This is a genomic window from Herbaspirillum sp. Sphag64 (assembly GCF_014192645.1).
GTDB lineage: Bacteria > Pseudomonadota > Gammaproteobacteria > Burkholderiales > Burkholderiaceae_D > Herbaspirillum.
This window is the reverse complement of record NZ_JACHYE010000001.1, coordinates 617,906-638,855: the sequence shown is the minus strand read 5'-3', so window position 1 is coordinate 638,855 and position 20,950 is coordinate 617,906. Positions and strand designations below refer to the sequence as shown.

The following is a 20,950-nucleotide window of genomic DNA, read 5'->3' as shown; positions in this document are numbered from 1 at the left end:
CATGTTACAGAAAAGCAATGCAAAAAATGTCGTCGTTATCGGTACTCAATGGGGCGATGAGGGCAAGGGAAAAATCGTCGATTGGCTGACCGATCACGCGCAAGGCGTGGTGCGCTTCCAGGGTGGTCACAATGCCGGACACACCTTGGTAATTGGTGGTCAAAAGACTGCTTTGCAGTTGATTCCATCGGGCATCATGCGTGCAGGTGTTGCATGCTATATCGGTAACGGTGTGGTCTTGTCGGTACCGGATTTGTTGCGGGAAATCGACAAGCTTGAAGCTGCAGGCGTTGAAGTTGCTTCGCGTCTGAAGGTTTCTGCCGCCTGTCCATTGATTCTGCCTTACCACGTTGCATTGGACGTGGCGCGTGAAGCAGCCCGCGGTGCCGCCAAGATCGGTACCACCGGCAAGGGTATTGGCCCAGCCTATGAGGACAAGGTGTCGCGTCGTGCGATTCGTGTCGCTGACTTGCTCAATGAAAAGCGTTTTGCAGAAAAATTGCTAGAAAACCTGGACTACCACAATTTCGTGCTAACCCAGTATCTGAAGACTCAGCCGGTCGACTTCCAGAAGACTCTGGACGATGCGCTGGCCAATGTTCCGCGTCTCAAGCCAATGGTGGCGGACGTTTCCAATGATCTACATATCGCGAATCAGAATGGTGCTAATTTGCTGTTCGAAGGCGCGCAAGGTAGCTTGCTGGACGTTGATCACGGTACCTATCCCTTCGTTACCTCCAGCAACTGTGTGGCAGGCAATGCCGCCGCGGGAGCAGGCGTTGGTCCAGACATGCTGCACTACGTCCTGGGTATTACCAAAGCTTACACTACTCGTGTCGGCTCCGGGCCATTCCCGGCTGAACTGCCGACGGATGCGGGCGTCGGTAAGCATCTGGCCAGCGTTGGTCATGAGTTTGGTACTGTCACTGGCCGTGCACGTCGTTGTGGCTGGTTCGATGCTGCTTTGCTCAAGCGTTCGGTACAGATCAATGGTGTTTCCGGTATGTGCCTGACCAAGCTGGATGTGCTCGATGGTCTCGAGTCGCTTAAGCTGTGCACAGGCTATACACTCAATGGGAAGAAGGTTGATATTTTCCCTGTCGGTGCAGAAGAGGCCGCAGCCTGCGAGCCAATCTATGAAGAAATGCCTGGTTGGAGCGAGTCGACTGTTGGTGTGCAATCGGTGGATGGTTTGCCGCAAAATGCACGCAACTATATTCAACGCATTCAAGAGTTGGTTGGCGTGCCCATCGACATGATTTCAACCGGTCCCGACCGTGAGGAAACCATCGTCCTGCGTCATCCATTCAAGTAAGCGGCTAGATGGTTAAAGTGTTTTAACGGAAGAAAAATATGAAGATATCCGACGACAAAGACCTGTGGGTCTCATGGGATGATTATCACCGCAGTATCGAAAAGCTGGCCCTCAAGGTGTATGAATCGGGTTGGCAGTTTGATCAGGTGTTGTGTCTGGCGCGCGGCGGTTTGCGTCCGGGAGATGTATTCTCGCGCATCTTTGACGTGCCATTGGCGATCCTGTCGACAAGTTCGTATCGTGAAGCTGCTGGCACCATTCGCAGTAGTCTCGATATTGCCAAGTACATCACCATCACTAAGGGTAGTTTGTCTGGTCGCGTGCTGTTAGTGGATGATCTGGTCGATTCTGGTATCACGCTGCAGAAAGTACAAACCCATCTCAAGGAGCACTATCCTGCCGTGACCGAAATCAAGTCAGCGGTGCTCTGGTGGAAGGCATGTTCGGTCGTCGAGCCTGACTATCATCTGCAATACTTGCCAACTAATCCATGGATCCATCAACCGTTTGAGGACTATGACGGACTTGGTGCGCATCAACTGGCAGCGTGGGTCAAGAAAGAATCGAAGTAATTTTCTTGCCTGCCATGGTTGGCTAGCAAACTGGAGGGGCTTGCCTGGTATGGGGTAAGCCCTTTTTCGTTGTAGGGCAGATGCTTAAGTCTAGAATGCGCCCAGGATGCTGCCAAGCATGATGACGGCGATCAGTGCCATCATTGGTCCAACGATGGCAACCATGACGATATCCCGATAACTTTCATGATGCGTGGCGCCACTCAGGGCGAGTACGCTGATGACTGCGCCATTGTGTGGCAGACTGTCGAGGGTGCCGGCACCGATCACGGCGACTCTGTGCATCAGTGCCGGATCGATATACAAACTGGCCGACAAGTTATTAAAAGTCGGTGCCAAGGTTTGCAAAGCAATGGTTAGTCCGCCTGAGGCGGAGCCAGTCAATCCTGCCAATGTATTGATGGAAATTGCCAGGGATACCAATGGCCCTCCTGGGATTGCGAGTAGCCAATCGCGCACGCTGGCAAATGCGGGCAAACTTGCCACCACAGAGCCGAATCCGACCAGGCTGGCCACGCTCAGTACTGGCAGTGCTGCCGCATTGGCACCGGCGTCTACGCTATTTCGCAGGGATGGCAAACGCTTGAAGTTGATCAGTAGCAGGCACAGCAGTCCGGCACCCAAACCTGTGAGTACGGCCCAGATACCGCTGAGCGCTGACAGGCTCGTGTGCCCCCAGAATGCGTCAGCGAGATAGCTAGTATCCATGTTCGGCAGGACCTGCAGGTTCATCAGGAGATTCACAAGCAGGACAACCAGTAGCGGAAGGATTGCTGCTCCTATGTTTGGTTGGGTCGTGCTGTGACTGCCGCGATGTAGTTCCGTGGGATCAAATTCATGTGCGGTCGTTGCGCGCTCTCGCACCAGCAAGTCTTCGCTGGCAACGTCACAGGACATTCCATTGCCGGTAGCGTAACCGATGCCCTGACTGCGTGCTTTTCTATCTGCTCGGATCAACCACCATAAACCGAAACTGAGCATGATTGCACTGGCGATGAGGCCAAGACCCGGAGCGGAGAATGGCGTGGTGCCGAAGTAGGGCGCAGGGATAGTATTTTGAATCGAAGGCGTTCCCGGCAGAGCTGTCATGGTATACGTGGAGGTACCAAGTACAATTGTGGCAGGCATGAGTCGGTGAGCGATATTGCCTGCCTTAAATATGGTGTGTGCCATCGGGACCAGCACGAAATAGGAAATAATGACGTTGACGCCGCCATAGGTCACGATGGTTCCTGACAAAACCACAGCAAGTATCGCGCGCTGAGGCCCCAGCTTGCGGGTCATGAATTCGGCAATGGTTTGTAGTGATCCACTGTCATCCATCAATTTACCGAAGACCGCGCCTAGCATGAACTGGGGGAAGAAACGGGCGACGAAATTTCCCGCGCCGTGCATGAATGTCAAGGTCCAGTGCGCAAGCACCGGCTGGCCTGCAGTCATCGCGGCCAGCATCGCCGCCAGTGGCGCCAGCAGCAGAATGCTCCATCCTCGATAGGCGAGGAAAATCAGGAACAGGAGAGCAAATACTATGCCGAGCAAGCCCATGTCGCTACTCCAGATAAAAGGGTCAGACTGAATTGCAACTGCGGGGCGCGCTATTTGGCGTCGAGTAAATGTAGCGTAGCAGGGAGATGTTTTATTGATGGAGGTATTTGCGGGCGGGATCTCAATTCGGATTCTGCCGCTCATCCATGTTGCATGTTTGTGAAAACAGGCAACAAAAAACCCGCTTGAACATGACATTCAAACGGGGTAGTTGTGTTGCTCACTCAAGAGTAAGCAGGTCAATTTTGGTGCCCACGGAGGGACTCGAACCCCCACACCTCGCGGCACATGGACCTGAACCATGCGCGTCTACCAATTCCGCCACGTGGGCCTTTGCGTTGTTACACGGTGTGTGCAACGCATCGAAGGGCTGAATAATACGGGTATTGTGTCTTGCGGTCAATAACATAATGTGAAAAATCAAAACTTCACATGCGACCGGGTCTTTTCTGATGTTTGTTGTGCTTCTTGGCTTGCTGGATTCCGTTGACTTGTATATGTCGGTGATGAAAGGGGGTGGGGCAGAATTCATTCGCTCAAGTTAAGCCGATTAAACCTGTCTGCTTTGCACGCTGCCTAGGGAATCGTAAGATGAGATTGTACTTAAGACGTTTTCGGTAAGTCGACGTTGATACTGTCGCTATTGGAGTAACCGAAAGTCTCTTGTACTAAAGAAGCTTTGCAGAACTGCAAAGTCATTCGCGTAGATTGCTGGTGCCCACGGAGGGACTCGAACCCCCACACCTCGCGGCACATGGACCTGAACCATGCGCGTCTACCAATTCCGCCACGTGGGCAATAACGCGAAAGAACGAGATTATAGCCGATTTTTTTCGAGTGTCAAATGCTATCGGCGTTCTTTTTCGTTTTTTCGGCAGTATCTTGCAAGCAGCCAAAGGACAGCGTTGTCAGTTAGGACAATAGCGACATCCTCCGTTACACTAGTCCCTGTTGCCCGAGAGCTGTCACCATGTAACGTCTGTGCTGGCGCTGACGCAACCGTATTCCAAGAGATGTCAGGACCAATTCCTGACCATACTGACGAATAACAATTTACCCAAGTACACTTTTGAGCCAATTTCCCTATTCCATTCCCAGCCGCGAAGAAATTCTCGGTATTCTGCGTACTTCGTCTGGCGCACAAAATGTCATGACGCTGGCTGCCGCACTCAATGTCAAGCCAGAAGAGATGGACGGTCTGACGCGGCGCCTTAACGCGATGGAGCGCGATGGACAAATCAAGCCTGATCGTGCGGGTAACTACAAGCTTACCCATTCGCCCAATTTCATTGAGGGGCGTGTCAACAGTCATCGGGACGGTTTCGGTTTCCTGATTCCAGATGACGCCAGTGATGATATCTTTTTGCCGGAAAAAGAGATGCAAAAGGTCTTGCATGGCGATCGCGTGCAGGCGCGCATCACCGGCACGGATCGTCGCGGTCGTCCTGAGGGTACGATTGTCGAGGTTGTGTCTCGTGCCAATACCCATGTCATTGGCCGTTTGCTCAACGAGAACGGTGTCTGGGTAGTCGCCCCGGAAGACAAACGTATTGGTCAGGATGTGTTGCTGGCAGGCCCTCCAGGCAAAGCCAAGGCGGGTCAGGTAGTCAGTGTGCAGCTCACTGAGCAGCCGTCGCGCTACACACAACCAGTCGGCAAGATTGCTGAAATTCTGGGTGATATCGATGATCCTGGAATGGAAATTGAAATCGCCGTCCGCAAGTATGGCGTACCGCATGAATTCTCTGAAGCGGCCCGCAAGCATGCAACCAAACTGCCGTCCGAAGTGCGCGCTGCGGATCTCGCCGATCGTGTCGATTTGCGCGATGTACCCCTGGTGACGATTGATGGTGAAGATGCGCGGGACTTTGATGATGCGGTTTACTGCGAGCCAATCAAGATCGGTCGTAGCAAGGGTTATCGACTGATCGTTGCGATTGCGGATGTCAGTCATTACGTCAAGCCGAATGATCCGCTCGATGTCGATGCGTTAGAGCGCAGCACCTCGGTGTATTTCCCGCGTCGTGTGATTCCGATGCTGCCCGAGAAGCTCTCCAATGGTCTGTGTTCGCTCAATCCCGATGTTGACCGATTGACCCTGGTATGTGACGCCGTGATTACTGCCAAAGGTGAGATCAAGGCTTACCAGTTCTATCCGGCTGTGATCCATTCTGCAGCGCGACTGACCTATACCGAGGTCGCTGCAGTATTGGCCAATACCAAGGGACCGGAAGCAGCGCGTCGTACCGGCCTGGTTCCTCATTTGCTGCATCTGTATGAGGTATTTCAGGCGCTGCTGCAGGCGCGTCATGCCCGCGGTGCGATCGACTTTGAAACGACTGAAACCTATATTGTCTGCAACGCTGCTGGCAAGATCGAAAAAATTCTCCCTCGTACCCGCAATGATGCGCATCGTCTGATCGAAGAGTGCATGCTGGCAGCCAATGTGTGTGCCGCAGATCTGTTGCAGCGACATGAACATCCTGGTCTGTATCGGGTACATGCCGGGCCGACCAAGGAAAAGCTCAATCAGCTGCGTACCTTCCTCAAGCAGATCGGTCTCAGCCTGGGCGGTGGTGATACGCCAAGTGCATCCGACTATGCCGAGCTCATGCCCAAGATCAAGGCGCGTCCGGATGCGTTGCTGATTCAGACCATGTTGCTGCGCTCCATGCAGCAGGCCGTCTACAGTCCCGAAAATATCGGTCACTTCGGTCTTTCATATGAGTCTTACGCGCACTTTACCAGCCCCATCCGGCGTTATCCTGACTTACTTACGCACCGTGCAATCAAGGCCATTTTGCTGGGTAAGCGCTATGATCCCAAAGGCATGGATACCAGCGGACTCAACACACAGTTGTCACCAGCCGCCCGCAAAATGCAGGCGCAGGATCGGGCCAATGGCAAGAAGAAAACCGAAAGCGGTCTCGCTATCTGGGAAGCGCTCGGCGTTCACTGTTCGGCCAATGAACGTCGTGCCGACGAAGCCTCGCGCGATGTCGAAGCATGGCTCAAGTGCTATTTCATTCGGGATAAGCTGGGCGAAGAATTTACCGGGACGATTTCTGGCGTAGCGAACTTTGGTATTTTTGTTCAGCTTGATGCGCTGTATATCGAAGGCCTGGTGCATGTCACGGAGCTTGGCGCCGATTACTTCCAGTACGATGAAGCGCGTCACGAACTGCGCGGTGAGCGTACCGGCATCCGTTATCAATTGACCGATCGCGTCACCGTGCAGGTCAGCCGGGTTGATCTGGATGCGCGCAAGATTGATCTGGGTCTGGTGACCGAGCCTGGTATTCGCACGTTGCTGAAAAATGAAGCCCGCCGCGCCGAAAGTGCGCAGCAGGCACGTACCAAGGGAAAACCGCTCAATCCGGCGGCCGAGGCTGTGCCTGCACGTGCGGGAAAAACCGGTGGTGCCAAGCCAGCGGCCCCGACGAAGTCAGGCAAGGGGCGTGTTGCCAGCAAGACCGCCAAAGCCGGAAAGCCTGCTGCACGCAGCAAGAGTACGGCCGAGACGGAACGCAAGCGTCCTGCAAAAACCTATGCCCGACCAGGGAAAAAGAAGCGTTAATCGTCTTCCCTCAACAAGCAGTAGCGGCCGGGAATTCGGCCTGATCGTCTCACCCATTGCGCCCGCCTGACCGTCAAGGTTCTGGTGGGCGTAAGTCCTATTTAGTAAAGAAGCAAAACCATGAAAAGTAAAATGATCTTCGGCTTCCATGCCGTCACTTCCCGCATTCGCCACGAGGCTTCCTCGGTTGAAGAACTTTATGTCGATGCCGATCGCAATGATGCGCGTATGCGTGATTTGCTGCAGGCCGCCAAAGCAGCGGGCGTCCGCATTATTCAAGCCGATGACCAGCGCTTGTCGAATATCGTCGGCACGCGCCGCCACCAGGGTGTGGTTGCCAAAGCGGGCGAGTTGTCATTGGCACGCAATCTTGACGAATTGCTTGATGCCATCGAGGGTCCGCCTTTGCTACTGATCCTCGATGGTATTACCGATCCGCATAATCTCGGTGCCTGTCTTCGGGTTGCCGATGGTGCTGGTGCGCATGCAGTGATTGCGCCCAAGGACCGCGCCGTTGGCCTCAATGCCACTGCGGCGAAGGTTGCCAGTGGTGCAGCTGAAACCGTGCCCTACATCACCGTCACCAATCTGGCGCGGACCATGCGTGACCTGAAGGATCGCGGTGTCTGGCTCATCGGCACCACGGACGATGCTGAAAAAGATTTGTATGCAGGTGATTTTTCTGGCCCGACCGCTCTGGTGATGGGTTCGGAAGGCGAGGGCATGCGTCGTCTGACGCGTGAAACCTGTGATTTGCTGGTCAGTATTCCCATGTTCGGCTCGGTTGAGAGTCTAAATGTCTCGGTCGCTTCGGGTGTGTGTCTGTACGAAGCGCGCCGCCAGCGTTTGCCGAAATAAGCCTGCATCACGGTATTGCTGTTTTCCAGCGTGGTAACGAACGTGGTAAGCAGGCTATCGGAGGCTTGAAAATTGACTTCAGAAGGGATGTGTCGTTCCCGGCACATCTTGCTGTAATTAAGTAAGATGGCAACCATTGCCACTCTGTTACGACTATGTTTACCCGACTTCGAGAAGATATTTCCAGCATCATCGACCGAGATCCTGCCGCACGTAATGCCTGGGAGGTCCTTACCTGTTATCCAGGCTTGCATGCCGTTGTCATGCACCGGATCTCGCACGCCTGTTGGGGTTGGGGGCTAAAATGGCTGGGACGCTTTATTTCGCATCTGGCGCGCGGTCTGACCGGGATTGAAATTCATCCAGGGGCGACGATTGGTCGGCGCGTGTTTATTGATCACGGTTTTGGTGTCGTGATTGGTGAAACGGCAGAAATTGGCGATGACTGCACCATCTATCAAGGTGTGACCTTGGGCGGTACTTCGCTGAGCAAGGGTACCAAGCGGCATCCGACGCTGGAGCGCGGCGTGATTATTGGTGCTGGTGCTCAGGTGCTGGGTGGTTTTACCGTTGGTGCGGGTGCCAAGGTTGGTTCCAATGCCGTCGTGGTCAAAGAGGTCCCTCCGGGTGCTACGGCTGTTGGAAATCCGGCTCGGGTGGTGCGCAAGGAGGAGCAGCGCGATCCGCGGGAGCAGGCAGCGGCGCGAATGTTTGCTGCCTATGGTGTTACGCCCAATGGTGATGATCCTTTGTCAAAAGCCTTGCACGGTTTGATCGATCAGGCCGCAGCGCAAGAACATCAGCTGGAGGTGATTCTGGCGGCCTTGCGCAGCGCTGGCATCGGTTGCGAAAAGCTGGAAGAGCTCGACAAGTTTGACGCTGCCGGATTGAATAAGTTGGTGGAATAGCGGGTAGGCAAAATAGCTTACAGCGGCATCGTAATAAAAAGGAGCAATGATGATTGCTCCTTTTTTATTACGTGTCGCCGCAGTGATAAGGCTTCTTACAGTAAATTCCCTTGCGCATCAAAGCGATGCAGTGCGCCGTCCTCGGTCAGACTGATCCAGCCACCTCGGGCAGGCGTGACGTCGTACTCCCAGTCGGACAATACGTAGCGCAGGCGTTGCTGACCACCTACCTGTTCCACATGCAGGGCAGGGCGGTGCGTGTGTCCGTGAATCAATACCTGATTGGCGCTCTGTACGAACAGTGCATCAATCGCAACAGCATTGACATCCATGATCTCGGCGGCCTTTTCCTTGCCGGCATCTTTGCTGGTCTGGCGCACACCTTCAATAATAGCCTTGCGCTGCGCCAGTGGCATCGACAGAAACTGTTGCTGCCACGCGGGCTGCCTGATCTGAGCACGGAACGCCATATAAGCGGTGTCGTCCGTGCATTGCGCATCGCCATGCGCTAGCGTGATGCTACGCCCGGCCAACGAAATGACATGGCCATCCTCTAGCATGGTCGCACCAGTGGCCGCGGCAAAACCTGCGCCGGCCAGAAAATCGCGGTTACCAGCGATCCAGTAGAGTTCAACGCCACGTGCGACCAGTCCGTGCAGCGCATCAACGATGCTGCGATGGTAGGGGGTGTCGATGTCGTCGTCGCCGGCCCAGTATTCGAAGATGTCGCCGAGTAGGTACAGCCGGCTGGTATGCACGGCATGCTGTTCGATAAAGTCGAAGAACGCTTGCGTTGTACGCGGCAAGGCTGTCTGCAGATGCAGATCGGAAATAAAAAGCGCAACCGTTTTCGGTTGCGCTGCAGATGAAGTCATTATCATCGTACTGAGTGATCAGCTAGATCAGACCACTTCGGCCTTTTCGATCACGACATCTTCCACTGGTACGTCAGCGAACATGCCTGAGCGGGTAGTTTTGACGCCCTTGATCTTGTCGATCACTTCAGTGCCTTCGATGACCTTGCCGAATACACAGTAGCCCCAGCCATCCTGGCCAGGATAGTCGAGGAAGCTGTTGTTCTTGACGTTCACAAAGAACTGCGCCGACGCCGAGTGTGGCGCCGAAGTACGTGCCATCGCCAGTGTGTAGGGCTCGTTCTTGAGGCCGTTCTTGGCTTCGTTTTCGACCGGTTCATTGGTTGGTTTTTGCTTCATGCCTGGCTCAAAGCCGCCGCCCTGGATCATGAAACCATCAATGACGCGATGGAAAATAGTGCCGCTATAGTGACCTGCATTGACATAGGCCAGGAAATTTTCAACGGTCTTTGGTGCTTTTTCTGTATCCAGCTCGACCTTGAAGTTACCGTGGTTGGTAGTGAAGAGAACAGCCATGAGAATTCCTCTTTGCGTTATTGAGTGAAACGATAATAAAAAATGGCCCCGCGCAACCTGGCGCAGGACATCAAGCTTATTTGACCAGTGTTGCCGACTGGATCACCACAGGCGTGACTGGAACATCGTCATACATGCCACGTGAACCGGTCGCTACCTGCTTGATCTTGTCGACGACCTCGGTACCTTGAATGACTTTGCCAAACACGGCATAGCCCCAGCCGTCGCGACTTGGATAATCGAGTGCCGCATTATTGCCAACATTGATAAAGAACTGTGCAGTTGCCGAGTGCGGTGCCGAAGTGCGGGCCATGGCAATAGTATAGGCTTCGTTTTTCAAACCGTTGCTGGCCTCGTTACGAATTGGCGCGCGCGTCGCCTTCTCGTGCATATCCTTGTCAAAGCCGCCACCCTGAATCATGAAGCCATTGATGACGCGATGGAAGATGGTACCGTTGTATTGACCGCTTTTGACGTAGTCCAGGAAGTTGGCAACGGAAATCGGTGCCTTGTCAGCATTGAGTTCCAGCACGATATCACCAGCGGTGGTCTTGAGCAGCACACGCGGTGCCGACTGCGCATGAGCCAGCAATGCTGCCCCTGAGAGCGACAGGGCCGCGATGCACCGGAGTAATGTACGACGAGAGAAGAATGCATCAAGCATGATTTTTCCTTGCTGAACGGACGGGGTGAGTAATGCCTTTAAATAGGCTGGTCGTAACTATAAAAACGGTACTAAGAAGGCGGCACGGAGACGCGAAGCTGAAATCGGCCCCTCAGGCATTGCCTTCGTAGACGATTTTCCATTGCGCACCTTCTCGCTGCCAGTATTGGCGCTTGCGTACCACATTCTTGTTCTTGCCGATTGAGGTTTCCTGCACAAAGGTACTCACAATCGTGTCTTCCGCACCGGGATAGCGAAACAGACTCAGGTCGCGTAACTTGATACTTGGTCGGGCGCCATTGAGTCCTTTTTGCTGACGATTGAACCAGGTACTCAGGCTTTCACCGACTGCCGAGCGGAAGTTCGAGGAGTAGTTGGTCAGTACCTTGTCGGCATCGGGGGCTTCCATATCCTGTTGCCATTGTTGCATCAACTGATTGCCTGCGTCGCGTTCCTTGCTCCATTGATCCTTGTCGATGAACTTGATGTTTTCGCTGATCACGACTACCGTTTTGCCGACTTCAGCTGTTGAATACAGTGTCTGCAGATCGGGATTGGCCAGCACCACGCAACCGTCAGAGGATAAAGGCGGCCGGCTGAAGTTGTCCGACGGCGTACCGTGCAGCCAGATGCCAGAACCGCTGCGACCATTGCGCTTATCCCATTCATTCGGATAGTTTAATGGCAATGCGCCAGTGCCGTAGAAGTCAGGCAACTTGGGGCCGGGAATACGAGCGTTGACGTAATACACGCCAATCGGTGTGCGCTGATCGCCTTCGCGTGACTTGTTGACACCGAAGCGACCGTGCGAAATATAGTAATCCGTCATCAGCTTGAGCTGCCCACCCTGATTTTCGTAGACATACATGCGGGCACGGGTGGTATCGACGACCAGAACATTTTTTTGATCTTCGCTCACCTGCAGCACAGGCTGCGGGATCAGATCAGGGTTGGGGCGCTCTTGCAGTGAATGCAGACGCACCATCGCTTCAGCACGCAAATCCTTGAGTTTGGCGGCTGGCGCATCATTGATTTGTCCGAAGCTGGTTACAGGGCGCGCGTGCATGAGCAGCAGATCGCCTCGTACCAGTTGCCCCAGACGGAAGTTCGGGTAAGCTGCAACCAGCGCATCAGCCTTGGATTGCGCCTCCTGCAGGCGATTGCTGCCCAGATCCTTGTAGATTTCGATCAGCAGGGCTTCCGGGTCCGGCTTGCGCAGTTCCGCGGGAGTTGACTGCGGTGGAATCGATGACGACGAAGCTAATGCCAGCGCTGCTGGCACAGCCATGGCTGTGCTCAAAAGCAGTCGGGCAAAAACGAGCGGCAAGGACGCGAACTTGCCTTGATATGCGGCGAAACGAACCATTACCCTCCCGAGCGCTCCTGTTTGATCAACCATTTATTGCCTTGTTTGGTCAGGATGAGTGTCTTGCGACTGTCAACCGTCAGGCGGTTCGAATTATATATCTGACGGAAGCGTACAGTCGCGGTGTCGTTCTTGAACGTGACCTGAGGTGATTCCACCTTGACGTTGATGTGGCCTTTTTCCTCGATGCGATCGCGACGTTCGTCAGACCATTGCTTGCGGGTTTGTCCCTTGGGAGGGGTGAAGTCGTTGCCATAGGATGCCAGGTAATTTTTGACATCCATGTCGCTCCATGCCTTGGCCCAGCTGTAGACAGTATTAAGTACGGCAGTCTTGTCCTTGTCTGTACGTGCACTGTCGGCTTGCTTTTCAGCGGCCAGTTTGGCGTCTTTGGCTTCCTTCTCTGCAGCACGGGCAGCTTTTTCAGCAGCCTTGTCAGCCTTGGCCTGCTTTTCCGCAGCGAGCTGAGCCGCTTTTTCTGCTGCCTTGTCAGCAGCTTGCTTTGCAGCCAGTTGCGCGGCCGCTTGTGCAGCCTTTTCAGCCGTCCTGGCATCGACCTTCGGCTCCGGTTTTGCCTCAGGCTGTGCGATCACAGGTGGGGCAGGGGGAGTCGTCGGCGTGACTGGCGTATCGGCTGGGGCAGATGTTGCCTTGACGCTGGTGTTGGCGCTCGCCAGTTTCGGAATGGTGCCACCCGTCAAATTGCCATTGAGTGTGCGCACCAGCGTCAGCTTGGGTGCGGGTACGTTGTTGGCGGGATCAATCTGCAGCGCCTTGTCGTACGCCTGGCTGGCCAGCTTGGCATAGACATCGCCCAGGTTTTCCAGCGCCGTGGCATAGGTTGGATTGGTGCGCATGGCCATATCCAGGGCAGCACGTGCCTTGTCATATTGACCATTGGCTGCATACAGCACCGCCAGGTTGTTATACGGTTCGGGCAGATCAGGGAAGTCTTCAGTCAATTTGCTGAACACGGCAATCGCTTCCGCAGACTTGTTCTGCTCTGCCAGGATCAGCCCCTTGTAGAAACGCAGTTGGGCGTCGCGCGGATGTTTTGCCAGTACGGCATCGGTCTTCACCAAGGCGTCTGCATATTGTCCATTACGCATCAGCTTGTTGATTTCAGACATCTCGCTGGCTTGTGCCGGGTAGATTGCTGCGATCAAGCCAGCTAGAATAACGGTCTTGCCTAAAATGCCACGCAAAGCATTGCGATAAGTGTGCGGAGAGGCAAGAGGCATGGTTTTCATCAATGCTATACTCGAACGAAAAGACGCATTTTATCAAAAAAGCACTATAAAAAGGGTTTTGGCAATCGTGTTGTATTCATGTTGTCGTCGCTAGAGAAAAAGTCGGCTGAACATTGGCTCTGCGCACCGTGAAGCGTTTATTCGCAACGGTGTCTGATCACTGTGCAGGCTGGCCGATATCGCGTATTCACCGTTGAAACAACTCGAACAATTCACCCAATTTTTGCCTGAACCAATTTCCCGTCCATGAGCAATCTCAAAATCTACAACACGCTGGCGCGTGATAAGCAGACCTTTACCCCTATCGAGGCAGGCAAGGTCCGTCTCTACGTATGCGGCATGACCGTTTATGACTATTGCCATCTGGGCCACGCCCGCGTGATGGTGGTATTCGACATGGTGCAACGCTGGCTGCGTGCCAGCGGACTGGACGTGACTTATGTCCGTAATATCACCGATATCGATGACAAAATCATTCGTCGCGCACTGGAGAACGGGGAAACCATCGGTCAGCTCACACAGCGCTTTATCGATGCCATGAACGAAGATGCGGCAGCGCTTGGCGTGCAACGTCCTGATCATGAACCGCGTGCGACTGCCTACGTGCCGCAGATGCTGAATCTGATTCAGAAGTTGCAGCACAACGGTCTGGCCTATCAGGGCAGCGATGGTGACGTGAATTATTCGGTCCGGGATTTTGCCGGTTACGGCAAGTTGTCGGGTAAAACACTCGACGACTTGCGTGCCGGAGAGCGTGTTGATGTCAACACCGGCAAGCGTGATCCGCTGGACTTTGTTTTGTGGAAGGCGGCCAAGGAAACCGAGCCTGCCGAAGTCAAATGGGATTCTCCCTGGGGCAAGGGACGCCCGGGCTGGCATATCGAATGCTCGGCGATGTCCTGTGACTTGCTGGGCGAACATTTCGACATTCACGGCGGTGGTCAAGACCTGCAGTTTCCGCACCACGAAAACGAGATCGCGCAGTCAGAGGGAGCGCATCAGCATGGCTTCGTGAATTACTGGATGCACAATGGCTTTGTGCGTGTCGACAATGAAAAGATGTCGAAGTCGCTCGGTAATTTTTTCACCATTCGTGATGTCCTGAAAAAATACGATGCGGAAGTGGTGCGTTTTTTCATCCTGCGCGCTCACTATCGCAGCCCGCTCAATTACTCTGATGCCCACCTCGATGATGCACGTCAGGCGCTGACCCGTCTGTACACGGCGCTCAAGGATGTGGTGCTTGATGAAACCGAGTTTGTCGTAGATCAGGACGAAGTACATGCGCAGCGGTTTGTTGAGGCAATGAATGATGACTTCAATACGCCAGTTGCCTTGTCGGTATTGTTTGATCTGGCCAATGAACTCAACAAGAGCAAGTCGCCGCAGCAGGCACGCCAGCTGAAGGCGTTGGGCGCGGTGCTGGGTCTGTTGGAACGGCCAGCAGAGAGCTTCCTCAAGACGGCAGTTGGTGCTGGTGAGCAGGTTCTGGATGAGGCGGAAATCACAGCCCGCATTGCGGCACGTGTGGCGGCTAAACAGGCAAGAAATTTTGCAGAAGCGGATCAAATTCGTGCGCAACTTGCTGCTGCTGGCGTGATTCTTGAAGATAAACCCGGTGGCTTGACCGAATGGCGGCGAGGCTGACAGGCATGATCAAAGATACTCAAGCTGAGACGCCCATCAGCGTACCTGCTTACTGGGAACAGGCCAAAGTCGAGCTGATGAAACGTGATCGCATCATGCGCAAGCTGATTCCTCAATTCGGTGATCTGCAATTGACCGGTCGCGGTGACGCTTTCACGACCCTGGCACGCTCGATCATTGGTCAGCAAATTTCGGTGAAGTCGGCGCAGGCGCAATGGCAACGCTTCCTTGAAGTCTGTACCAAGTGCACGCCTGCTCAAGTGCTCAAGGTGGGACCAGAGCAGCTGAGCGCATGTGGCTTGTCCAAGCGTAAGGCGGAATATTTGCTGGATCTGGCCAAACATTTCAAGGCAAAGACGGTACATCCCGATAAATGGGCGGAAATGAACGACGAAGACGTCATTGCCGAGATGTTGCAGATCCGCGGAATCGGTCGCTGGACAGCGGAGATGTTTTTGATATTTAATCTGCTCCGACCCAATATCCTGCCACTGGATGATCCGGGATTACTCGAGGGCATCAGTAACAGCTATTTTTCAGGCGAGCCGGTATCGCGCAGCGACGTGCGTGAAGTCGCCGCCAATTGGGAGCCGTGGCGTACTGTTGCCACCTGGTATTTGTGGCGTAGTCTGGATGCCCAGTCTTGATATCGGTTATCAGGCGACAGGCTTAGCGCGGGCACACGGGGCTGTTATACTGCCGCCTGTGTATGAAAATGAGTTCTAGAAAAGGAATACGATGAGCAAGTCGACAACTACATTTCTGGGTTTTGAGCAGGCCATCGCCGAGCTCGACGCCAAAATCGAAGAGTTGCGCTTTGTGCAAGACGATTCGGCCGTCGACATCTCGGAAGAGATCGAGCGCCTGGTAAAGAAAAGCCAGCAGCTGACCAAGGATATCTACGCCAAGCTGACGCCGTGGCAAGTCTCACAGATCGCCCGTCATCCGCAGCGTCCTTACACGATGGACTATGTCAATGAAATCTTCACTGACTTCCATGAGCTGCATGGTGACCGCACCTACGCAGATGATCTGTCGATCGTCGGCGGTCTGGCACGTTTCAATGGCCAGGCCTGCATGGTCATCGGTCATCAAAAGGGCCGTGACACCAAGGAGCGTGCCATGCGCAACTTTGGTATGCCAAAGCCAGAAGGCTATCGCAAGGCGATGCGCCTGATGAAGGTTGCAGAAAAATTCAATCTGCCAATCTTCACTTTCGTCGATACACCGGGTGCATTCCCAGGGATTGATGCGGAAGAGCGCGGCCAGTCCGAAGCCATTGGTCACAACCTGTATGTGATGGCCGAACTGAAAGTGCCTCTGATCGCTACCATCATCGGTGAAGGTGGCTCCGGCGGCGCGCTGGCGATTGCCGTCGGTGATTCGGTGCTGATGTTGCAATATGCGACTTATTCCGTGATTTCGCCAGAGGGCTGCGCATCGATTCTGTGGAAGACTGCAGATCGTGCTTCCGATGCGGCTGAAGCGCTCGGCTTGACGGCACATCGTCTCAAGGCCATGGGCTTGATCGACAAAATCGTCAGCGAACCACTCGGTGGCGCGCATCGTGATCCGAAGCAAATGGCATCATTGCTCAAGCGCGCGCTGGCCGATACGTTGCGTCAGTTCCAGGGTGTGAAGACCAAGGATCTGCTGGCCGCACGTCACGAGAAGTTGATGAGCTACGGCAAGTTCAAGGAAATCAGTCCGCAAGAGTAAACCCTCGCTTGCAACAAGCATTGGCGGCGCCGTTCGATAACGCAAGTGACGACGGCGCCGTTGTCATATTCAGCTGCAGGTAGAACTGACCAGTCAGCGTTCGCCTGCTGGGAAACAAGCATGTCCTCGTCCAAGCCTTCCGACTCTCTTCCAGCACAATTAAGCCAGGTATTGCAGGCTTTGAAGCCATTGCAGGCAGATTTTGATGCAACTACAGGCGTTGATTTCGCAGCACGCTTTCCGCGGATAGCGATTGCCTACAGCGGCGGTCTCGATTCGGCAGTGCTGCTGCACCTTGCGCATCAGTTTGCCCGCGACCATGGTGTCGCCTTGTTGGCCTTCCACATTCACCATGGTTTGAGTGCCAATGCCGATCAATGGCAAGCGCATTGTCGCGATCAGTGCGCGCAGCTTGAAGTGGTATTCGACACATGCAATATCGCGCTTGATTCCAGCAACAAAAGTGGCGTGGAGGAAGCGGCCCGTATCGGACGTTACCGTGCACTCGGGCAACTGTGTCAGCAGCACGATGTACGCTTGCTGCTGACCGCGCATCATCTGGACGATCAGGCGGAGACGGTGTTGCTGCAATTACTGCGCGGCTCCGGTGTGGCTGGGATGTCGGGAATGGATAGCGCCAATGCGGCAGCGAGCCTGCTGGATAATGCCAATCTGTTACTGGCGCGACCTCTGCTCGATGTTTCGCGTACGGCGTTGGAAGCGCATGCGCGTGACTGTGAAATCCGCTTCGTGGAAGACGAGTCCAACCACGACACCCGTTATGCGCGCAACGCTTTGCGGCGCCATGTGATGCCGGCGCTGAGCGAGTTCTTCCCCGGATTTCAACAGCGTTTTGCACGTGCTGCCAGTCATGCCCAGGCCGCGCAGCGTTTGCTCACCGGTCTGGCCGCGCAGGATCTGGCGGGATGTCTGGATGGCGAATATTTGAGCTTGCCGGCATTGCGTCGTCTTGATCAGGACCGGCTCGATAATCTGTTGCGATACTGGTTTGCCTTACGCGGCCTGCGTATGCCATCCGCTGCCTGGCTGGCTGAATTACGTACCCAACTGCTGGAAGCCAAGGAAGATGCACAATTGTGCGTGACCCATCCTGACTGTCATATCCGGCGTTATCGTGAGCGGGTATTTCTGACGCCACGGCACCCTGCGTTTGACGCTGATTCCGCACCTCAGTCGTTTATCTGGAAGGGCGAGCGTAGTCTGCATTTTCCGCGCTTTGCGGGCAGCTTAGTGTTTGACACAGCGGAGCTTGGATTGCCTCCGCAATGGCTGCGTGAACAGCGCCTGACGTTGACATTGCGCAGCGGTGGCGAGCGTCTCAAATTGGCAGCCAATCGTCCGGCCAAGAGTTTGAAATACCATTATCAATCGCTCGATATTCCCGCCTGGGAGCGCCCCTATTTACCGATCATCTTTGCCGGTGAACAGTTGCTCTACGCTGCCGGAATTGGTATGGATTGCCATGCGCAAAGCGCAGCTGTCGACGCGTCAACACAGCATATCGTCTTGCGCTGGCAAGCTGATCTGGGCTAAAGAAAAATCGATGTAAAAAGCGGTTTGTCCGTGTCCTGACAAACCGCTTTTTAACGTCTTTTTATATCGACGATGCCTTGTCGACCTTACTTGCTGGCAGAGCTCTTGCTGTCGCCAGCGGCTGGCTTGCTGGTTGAGGTTGCGTCAGCCTTGCTCTTGTCCGTCTTTTCGGTTGCTTCTTTTTTTGCAGTCTTGTCCTTCTTGACTGCGTGTTTTACGGTCTTTTGCTTGGTCGCCTGTTCGGCTTTTGGCGCAGCCGTCTTTGCAGCAGGCGCTGTCGCGGTTGTAGCTGGTGTCGTCGCTGGCGCAGCAGCGCCGGTCTGGGCAAATACTGGCAGAGTCAGTGCGGAAAACAGAGTAGCGACGAGCAGGGAAGAAGTCTTCATGATGGTTCCTTTAGTGTCAATGGTGTTGTTGCTGGCGCAGCCGCGCCGCGCCGGAGTCTGGTGGTCAATGTGACGCGAGTTGCCTTATTTCGCTGCTGCTGGCGTGCCTGTAGGTGCTGCGGTCGCTGGCTTGGACGCAGTGTCCTTTGCAGTTTTTTCTGTCTTCACCTTTTTGTGCTTTACCTCGTGGGAGGTCTTTGCGGCTGGCGCAGTCGCAGTTTTGGCTGTTGCTGTTGCTGTCGTTGCCGGTGTCGTTGGGCTCGCTGTTGTCGCACCAGTTTGTGCGAATACTGGCAGGGTCAGTGCTGAGAGCAGGGCGGCGACGATAACGGTAGATGTTTTCATGATGTTTTTCCTTTAAGGTTTCGGTGGTATGCGCTGGTGACTGATTTCGTCTGAAATTACTTGATCACGGCGTTAGTGCTGGCACTGACTGGCGAACTAACCGGCTTTGCGGTGGCCTTGGTGTCGAGTTTCTTCACACTGGAATGACTTGTGGCGCTGTGCTTCACCGACTTGATCCTAGTTGCCGGTACTGCCTTCTTCGCAACGCTGGCCGGAGCTGCTGCAGTCGTTGCTGCTGATGTAGTGGCTGATACGGCAGCTGGCTTGGCGACTGGTGCCCCGGTTTGGGCGAACACTGGCAGAGTCAGTGCGGACAGCAGTGCAGCAGCGATGAGGGAAGTCGATTTCATGGCAATTTTCCTTAAAGAGAAGTTCTTCTGTCTCGGCGCTTGATCCAGTTTGTTTCACTTGATTGCTGCGCCTTACTTCCATTAACGAGCCGCCAATCAAAGCGACGACGTCAAAGTGTTGCAAATCATGCGATAGTTGTAAGCGGCTGTTGCAATTGCTCTGGATAGCGTGGAATGTCACTTCAAGCAGTTGCGTGCGACGCGCCACCGCACACAGTGGCGCTTCTCTCTATAATGTTTGTTTTACTTTTGCGGAAAGGAAAATTGGTATGGCTTTGCACACTTGGTTTGCCTTTTTTATTGCAGCCTGTCTGATCGCGATTTCGCCAGGTTCTGGCGCAGTACTGTCGATGAGCCACGGCCTGAGCTACGGTGTGCGTCGTACCTCGGTGACGATTCTCGGTCTGGAAATTGCGCTGGTACTGGTGTTGCTGATTGCGGGCGCTGGCGTTGGCTCATTGCTGGTTGCTTCGGAGGCAGCTTTCAATACCATCAAGATTCTGGGCGCTGCTTATCTCATCTACCTGGGCTGGTCGCAATGGCGCGCTCCGGTACACGTTGACTCCCAGCAGCAGGTTCGTCCAGCTGCAACTGCATCACGCTGGCAAAGGGTGTTGACCGGTTTCCTGACTAATGCCACCAATCCCAAGGGGATCGTCTTTATGGTGGCTGTATTGCCGCAATTCATCGACCATCAACAGCCGCTGTGGCTGCAATTGCTAGTCATGGCAGTCACCATGGTGTCGGTTGATCTGGTGGTGATGCATGGCTATGCATTTGCCGCCAGTCGCATGCAGCGCTATTTCCGCGATGCGCGTGCCTTGAAGATCCAGAATCGCTTCTTCGGTGGCATTTTGATGCTGGTGGGAACCGGGCTGTTCTTTTTCAAGCGCAGCCAGGCCTGAGGTTGAAATAAGCTTTGCCGTATCGGTAAGGTGATCACGGTGATGAGAAAAAATGAGCCAGCTGCAGGATCATGCAGACTGGCTCTTTTTTATGGTTCAGCGGGGGCAGGTCAGGTCACCTTCAGGACAGGCCGCCAATGCCTTGATTTCGCGGGTCCGCTCTTGTGTTTTTTCGGTCAGGCAGGTTTGCAATGCGAGCGCGTGGGCAGAGCCGCCGACGTCGTTACTGGCATATTTGCACGATAGATCTCGATATTTTATCCAGGCCAGCTGCACATCGCGGATTTGATCCTGCTGTCGCTGATCGAGCCGGTTGCGATAGTCAACATAGGTCTGGTTCAGCTCGGTATCGGCCTGATTGAGTGCCTGTGCAGCACATTGCTCCATCTGGGCCTGGGTCCCCGCATTGTTGCAACTGAGGGCATCGCTGTTGTTTGTGTTGCCATTCTTTTCGGTACTGCCAGTATCGGCAGCATGGCTGCCTGCTGCAGTCACACTCAACACTGAAAAGGCGAGCAAGGCAGCTATTCGGCGCAAAGATGATTTCATAGATTTCCTCAACATGTTCTGGTCAGCAGTTTCCATCGGTACGTTGCTG

20 protein-coding genes and 2 tRNA genes are annotated in these 20,950 nt (G+C 54.3%); 10 read left to right on the top strand and 12 right to left on the bottom strand.

Annotated features, from left to right (window positions below):
• Position 1: 1 nt before the first annotated feature.
• Together FHW66_RS02815 and FHW66_RS02810 are read left to right on the top strand one after the other, a co-directional pair.
• A complete protein-coding gene (locus tag FHW66_RS02815; protein ID WP_183378174.1) occupies positions 2-1,315 on the top strand; it encodes an adenylosuccinate synthase in 1,314 nt (437 codons plus the stop codon).
• Positions 1,316-1,353: 38 nt separating this feature from the next.
• Positions 1,354-1,887 (top strand): phosphoribosyltransferase, encoded by a 534-nt coding sequence (locus tag FHW66_RS02810; RefSeq protein WP_183378173.1) that lies wholly within the window; start codon positions 1,354-1,356, stop codon positions 1,885-1,887.
• 90 nt (positions 1,888-1,977) lie between these two features.
• On the opposite strand, the gene FHW66_RS02805 is transcribed toward FHW66_RS02810, so the two are convergent.
• The 3 genes from FHW66_RS02805 to FHW66_RS02795 form a co-directional block, all read right to left on the bottom strand.
• Entirely contained in the window at positions 1,978-3,432 is a 1,455-nt protein-coding gene (locus FHW66_RS02805; protein WP_183378172.1) for a GntP family permease, read from the bottom strand.
• 246 nt (positions 3,433-3,678) lie between these two features.
• A tRNA-Leu gene (locus FHW66_RS02800) sits at positions 3,679-3,763 on the bottom strand.
• 381 nt (positions 3,764-4,144) lie between these two features.
• Positions 4,145-4,229 (bottom strand) — tRNA-Leu (locus FHW66_RS02795).
• 272 nt (positions 4,230-4,501) lie between these two features.
• Between FHW66_RS02795 and rnr the strand changes: the two genes are divergently transcribed.
• The 3 genes from rnr (at position 4,502) to cysE (ending at position 8,775) form a co-directional block, all read left to right on the top strand.
• Positions 4,502-7,009 carry a ribonuclease R gene (rnr, locus tag FHW66_RS02790; protein WP_183378171.1) on the top strand — a complete coding sequence of 836 codons (2,508 nt, stop codon included), beginning with the start codon at positions 4,502-4,504 and terminating at the stop codon, positions 7,007-7,009.
• Between the two features lie 120 nt (positions 7,010-7,129).
• Positions 7,130-7,867 (top strand): 23S rRNA (guanosine(2251)-2'-O)-methyltransferase RlmB, encoded by a 738-nt coding sequence (gene rlmB, locus FHW66_RS02785; RefSeq protein ID WP_183378170.1) that lies wholly within the window; start codon positions 7,130-7,132, stop codon positions 7,865-7,867.
• A 155-nt stretch (positions 7,868-8,022) separates the two neighbouring features.
• Positions 8,023-8,775, top strand: a complete 753-nt coding sequence (gene cysE, locus FHW66_RS02780) for a serine O-acetyltransferase (protein WP_183378169.1) — start codon at positions 8,023-8,025, stop codon at positions 8,773-8,775.
• Positions 8,776-8,870: 95 nt separating this feature from the next.
• Here cysE and FHW66_RS02775 read toward each other — a convergent pair whose 3' ends face one another.
• The 5 genes from FHW66_RS02775 to FHW66_RS02755 form a co-directional block, all read right to left on the bottom strand.
• Positions 8,871-9,656 (bottom strand): UDP-2,3-diacylglucosamine diphosphatase, encoded by a 786-nt coding sequence (locus FHW66_RS02775; protein WP_183378168.1) that lies wholly within the window; start codon positions 9,654-9,656, stop codon positions 8,871-8,873.
• Positions 9,657-9,677: 21 nt separating this feature from the next.
• Entirely contained in the window at positions 9,678-10,166 is a 489-nt protein-coding gene (locus FHW66_RS02770; RefSeq protein ID WP_183378167.1) for a peptidylprolyl isomerase, read from the bottom strand.
• A 76-nt stretch (positions 10,167-10,242) separates the two neighbouring features.
• Positions 10,243-10,830, bottom strand: coding sequence for a peptidylprolyl isomerase (locus tag FHW66_RS02765; RefSeq protein ID WP_183378166.1), 588 nt, complete (start codon positions 10,828-10,830; stop codon positions 10,243-10,245).
• Positions 10,831-10,942: 112 nt separating this feature from the next.
• Positions 10,943-12,196, bottom strand: a complete 1,254-nt coding sequence (locus tag FHW66_RS02760) for a murein L,D-transpeptidase family protein (protein ID WP_183378165.1) — start codon at positions 12,194-12,196, stop codon at positions 10,943-10,945.
• Entirely contained in the window at positions 12,196-13,446 is a 1,251-nt protein-coding gene (locus FHW66_RS02755) for a nuclear transport factor 2 family protein (protein ID WP_183378164.1), read from the bottom strand. The genes FHW66_RS02760 and FHW66_RS02755 overlap by 1 nt, the downstream gene beginning before the upstream one ends.
• A 246-nt stretch (positions 13,447-13,692) precedes the next feature.
• On the opposite strand from FHW66_RS02755, the gene cysS reads away from it, so the two are divergent.
• The 4 genes from cysS (at position 13,693) to tilS (ending at position 18,366) form a co-directional block, all read left to right on the top strand.
• Positions 13,693-15,093, top strand: a complete 1,401-nt coding sequence (cysS, locus tag FHW66_RS02750; protein ID WP_183378163.1) for a cysteine--tRNA ligase — start codon at positions 13,693-13,695, stop codon at positions 15,091-15,093.
• Between the two features lie 5 nt (positions 15,094-15,098).
• Entirely contained in the window at positions 15,099-15,740 is a 642-nt protein-coding gene (locus FHW66_RS02745) for a DNA-3-methyladenine glycosylase (protein WP_183378162.1), read from the top strand.
• Between the two features lie 91 nt (positions 15,741-15,831).
• Positions 15,832-16,812, top strand: a complete 981-nt coding sequence (locus FHW66_RS02740; protein ID WP_183378161.1) for an acetyl-CoA carboxylase carboxyltransferase subunit alpha — start codon at positions 15,832-15,834, stop codon at positions 16,810-16,812.
• A gap of 120 nt (positions 16,813-16,932) precedes the next feature.
• On the top strand, positions 16,933-18,366 hold the full coding sequence (gene tilS / locus FHW66_RS02735) for a tRNA lysidine(34) synthetase TilS (RefSeq protein ID WP_183378160.1): 1,434 nt from the start codon (positions 16,933-16,935) through the stop codon (positions 18,364-18,366).
• A gap of 86 nt (positions 18,367-18,452) precedes the next feature.
• Here the strand turns inward: tilS and FHW66_RS02730 are convergent, their stop codons facing one another.
• The 3 genes from FHW66_RS02730 to FHW66_RS02720 form a co-directional block, all read right to left on the bottom strand.
• Positions 18,453-18,752, bottom strand: a complete 300-nt coding sequence (locus FHW66_RS02730) for a hypothetical protein (RefSeq protein ID WP_183378159.1) — start codon at positions 18,750-18,752, stop codon at positions 18,453-18,455.
• Positions 18,753-18,836: 84 nt separating this feature from the next.
• Positions 18,837-19,097 carry a hypothetical protein gene (locus tag FHW66_RS02725; RefSeq protein ID WP_183378158.1) on the bottom strand — a complete coding sequence of 87 codons (261 nt, stop codon included), beginning with the start codon at positions 19,095-19,097 and terminating at the stop codon, positions 18,837-18,839.
• 56 nt (positions 19,098-19,153) lie between these two features.
• Complete coding sequence (locus FHW66_RS02720) at positions 19,154-19,447, bottom strand: hypothetical protein (protein WP_183378673.1); 294 nt, start codon at positions 19,445-19,447, stop codon at positions 19,154-19,156.
• A gap of 269 nt (positions 19,448-19,716) precedes the next feature.
• On the opposite strand from FHW66_RS02720, the gene FHW66_RS02715 reads away from it, so the two are divergent.
• Complete coding sequence (locus tag FHW66_RS02715; protein WP_183378157.1) at positions 19,717-20,352, top strand: LysE family transporter; 636 nt, start codon at positions 19,717-19,719, stop codon at positions 20,350-20,352.
• 96 nt (positions 20,353-20,448) lie between these two features.
• On the opposite strand, the gene FHW66_RS02710 is transcribed toward FHW66_RS02715, so the two are convergent.
• The gene (locus tag FHW66_RS02710; protein ID WP_183378156.1) at positions 20,449-20,901 is read right to left on the bottom strand and encodes a lysozyme inhibitor LprI family protein; all 453 of its coding nucleotides are present in this window, start codon (positions 20,899-20,901) and stop codon (positions 20,449-20,451) included.
• Positions 20,902-20,950 lie beyond the last annotated feature (49 nt).

Bases quoted from the DNA above. Each gene is read 5' to 3' on its own strand.
- FHW66_RS02775 (WP_183378168.1), bottom strand. From the start codon at position 9,656: ATGATAATGACTTCATCTGCAGCGCAACCGAAAACGGTTGCGCTTTTT.
- cysE (WP_183378169.1), top strand. From the start codon at position 8,023: ATGTTTACCCGACTTCGAGAAGATATTTCCAGCATCATCGACCGAGAT.
- FHW66_RS02730 (WP_183378159.1), bottom strand. From the start codon at position 18,752: ATGAAGACTTCTTCCCTGCTCGTCGCTACTCTGTTTTCCGCACTGACT.
- rlmB (WP_183378170.1), top strand. From the start codon at position 7,130: ATGAAAAGTAAAATGATCTTCGGCTTCCATGCCGTCACTTCCCGCATT.
- tilS (WP_183378160.1), top strand. From the start codon at position 16,933: ATGTCCTCGTCCAAGCCTTCCGACTCTCTTCCAGCACAATTAAGCCAG.
- FHW66_RS02740 (WP_183378161.1), top strand. From the start codon at position 15,832: ATGAGCAAGTCGACAACTACATTTCTGGGTTTTGAGCAGGCCATCGCC.
- FHW66_RS02760 (WP_183378165.1), bottom strand. From the start codon at position 12,196: ATGGTTCGTTTCGCCGCATATCAAGGCAAGTTCGCGTCCTTGCCGCTC.
- FHW66_RS02710 (WP_183378156.1), bottom strand. From the start codon at position 20,901: ATGAAATCATCTTTGCGCCGAATAGCTGCCTTGCTCGCCTTTTCAGTG.
- FHW66_RS02810 (WP_183378173.1), top strand. From the start codon at position 1,354: ATGAAGATATCCGACGACAAAGACCTGTGGGTCTCATGGGATGATTAT.
- cysS (WP_183378163.1), top strand. From the start codon at position 13,693: ATGAGCAATCTCAAAATCTACAACACGCTGGCGCGTGATAAGCAGACC.
- FHW66_RS02815 (WP_183378174.1), top strand. From the start codon at position 2: ATGTTACAGAAAAGCAATGCAAAAAATGTCGTCGTTATCGGTACTCAA.
- FHW66_RS02720 (WP_183378673.1), bottom strand. From the start codon at position 19,447: ATGAAATCGACTTCCCTCATCGCTGCTGCACTGCTGTCCGCACTGACT.
- FHW66_RS02725 (WP_183378158.1), bottom strand. From the start codon at position 19,097: ATGAAAACATCTACCGTTATCGTCGCCGCCCTGCTCTCAGCACTGACC.
- FHW66_RS02745 (WP_183378162.1), top strand. From the start codon at position 15,099: ATGATCAAAGATACTCAAGCTGAGACGCCCATCAGCGTACCTGCTTAC.
- FHW66_RS02765 (WP_183378166.1), bottom strand. From the start codon at position 10,830: ATGCTTGATGCATTCTTCTCTCGTCGTACATTACTCCGGTGCATCGCG.
- FHW66_RS02770 (WP_183378167.1), bottom strand. From the start codon at position 10,166: ATGGCTGTTCTCTTCACTACCAACCACGGTAACTTCAAGGTCGAGCTG.
- FHW66_RS02805 (WP_183378172.1), bottom strand. From the start codon at position 3,432: ATGGGCTTGCTCGGCATAGTATTTGCTCTCCTGTTCCTGATTTTCCTC.
- FHW66_RS02715 (WP_183378157.1), top strand. From the start codon at position 19,717: ATGGCTTTGCACACTTGGTTTGCCTTTTTTATTGCAGCCTGTCTGATC.
- FHW66_RS02755 (WP_183378164.1), bottom strand. From the start codon at position 13,446: ATGAAAACCATGCCTCTTGCCTCTCCGCACACTTATCGCAATGCTTTG.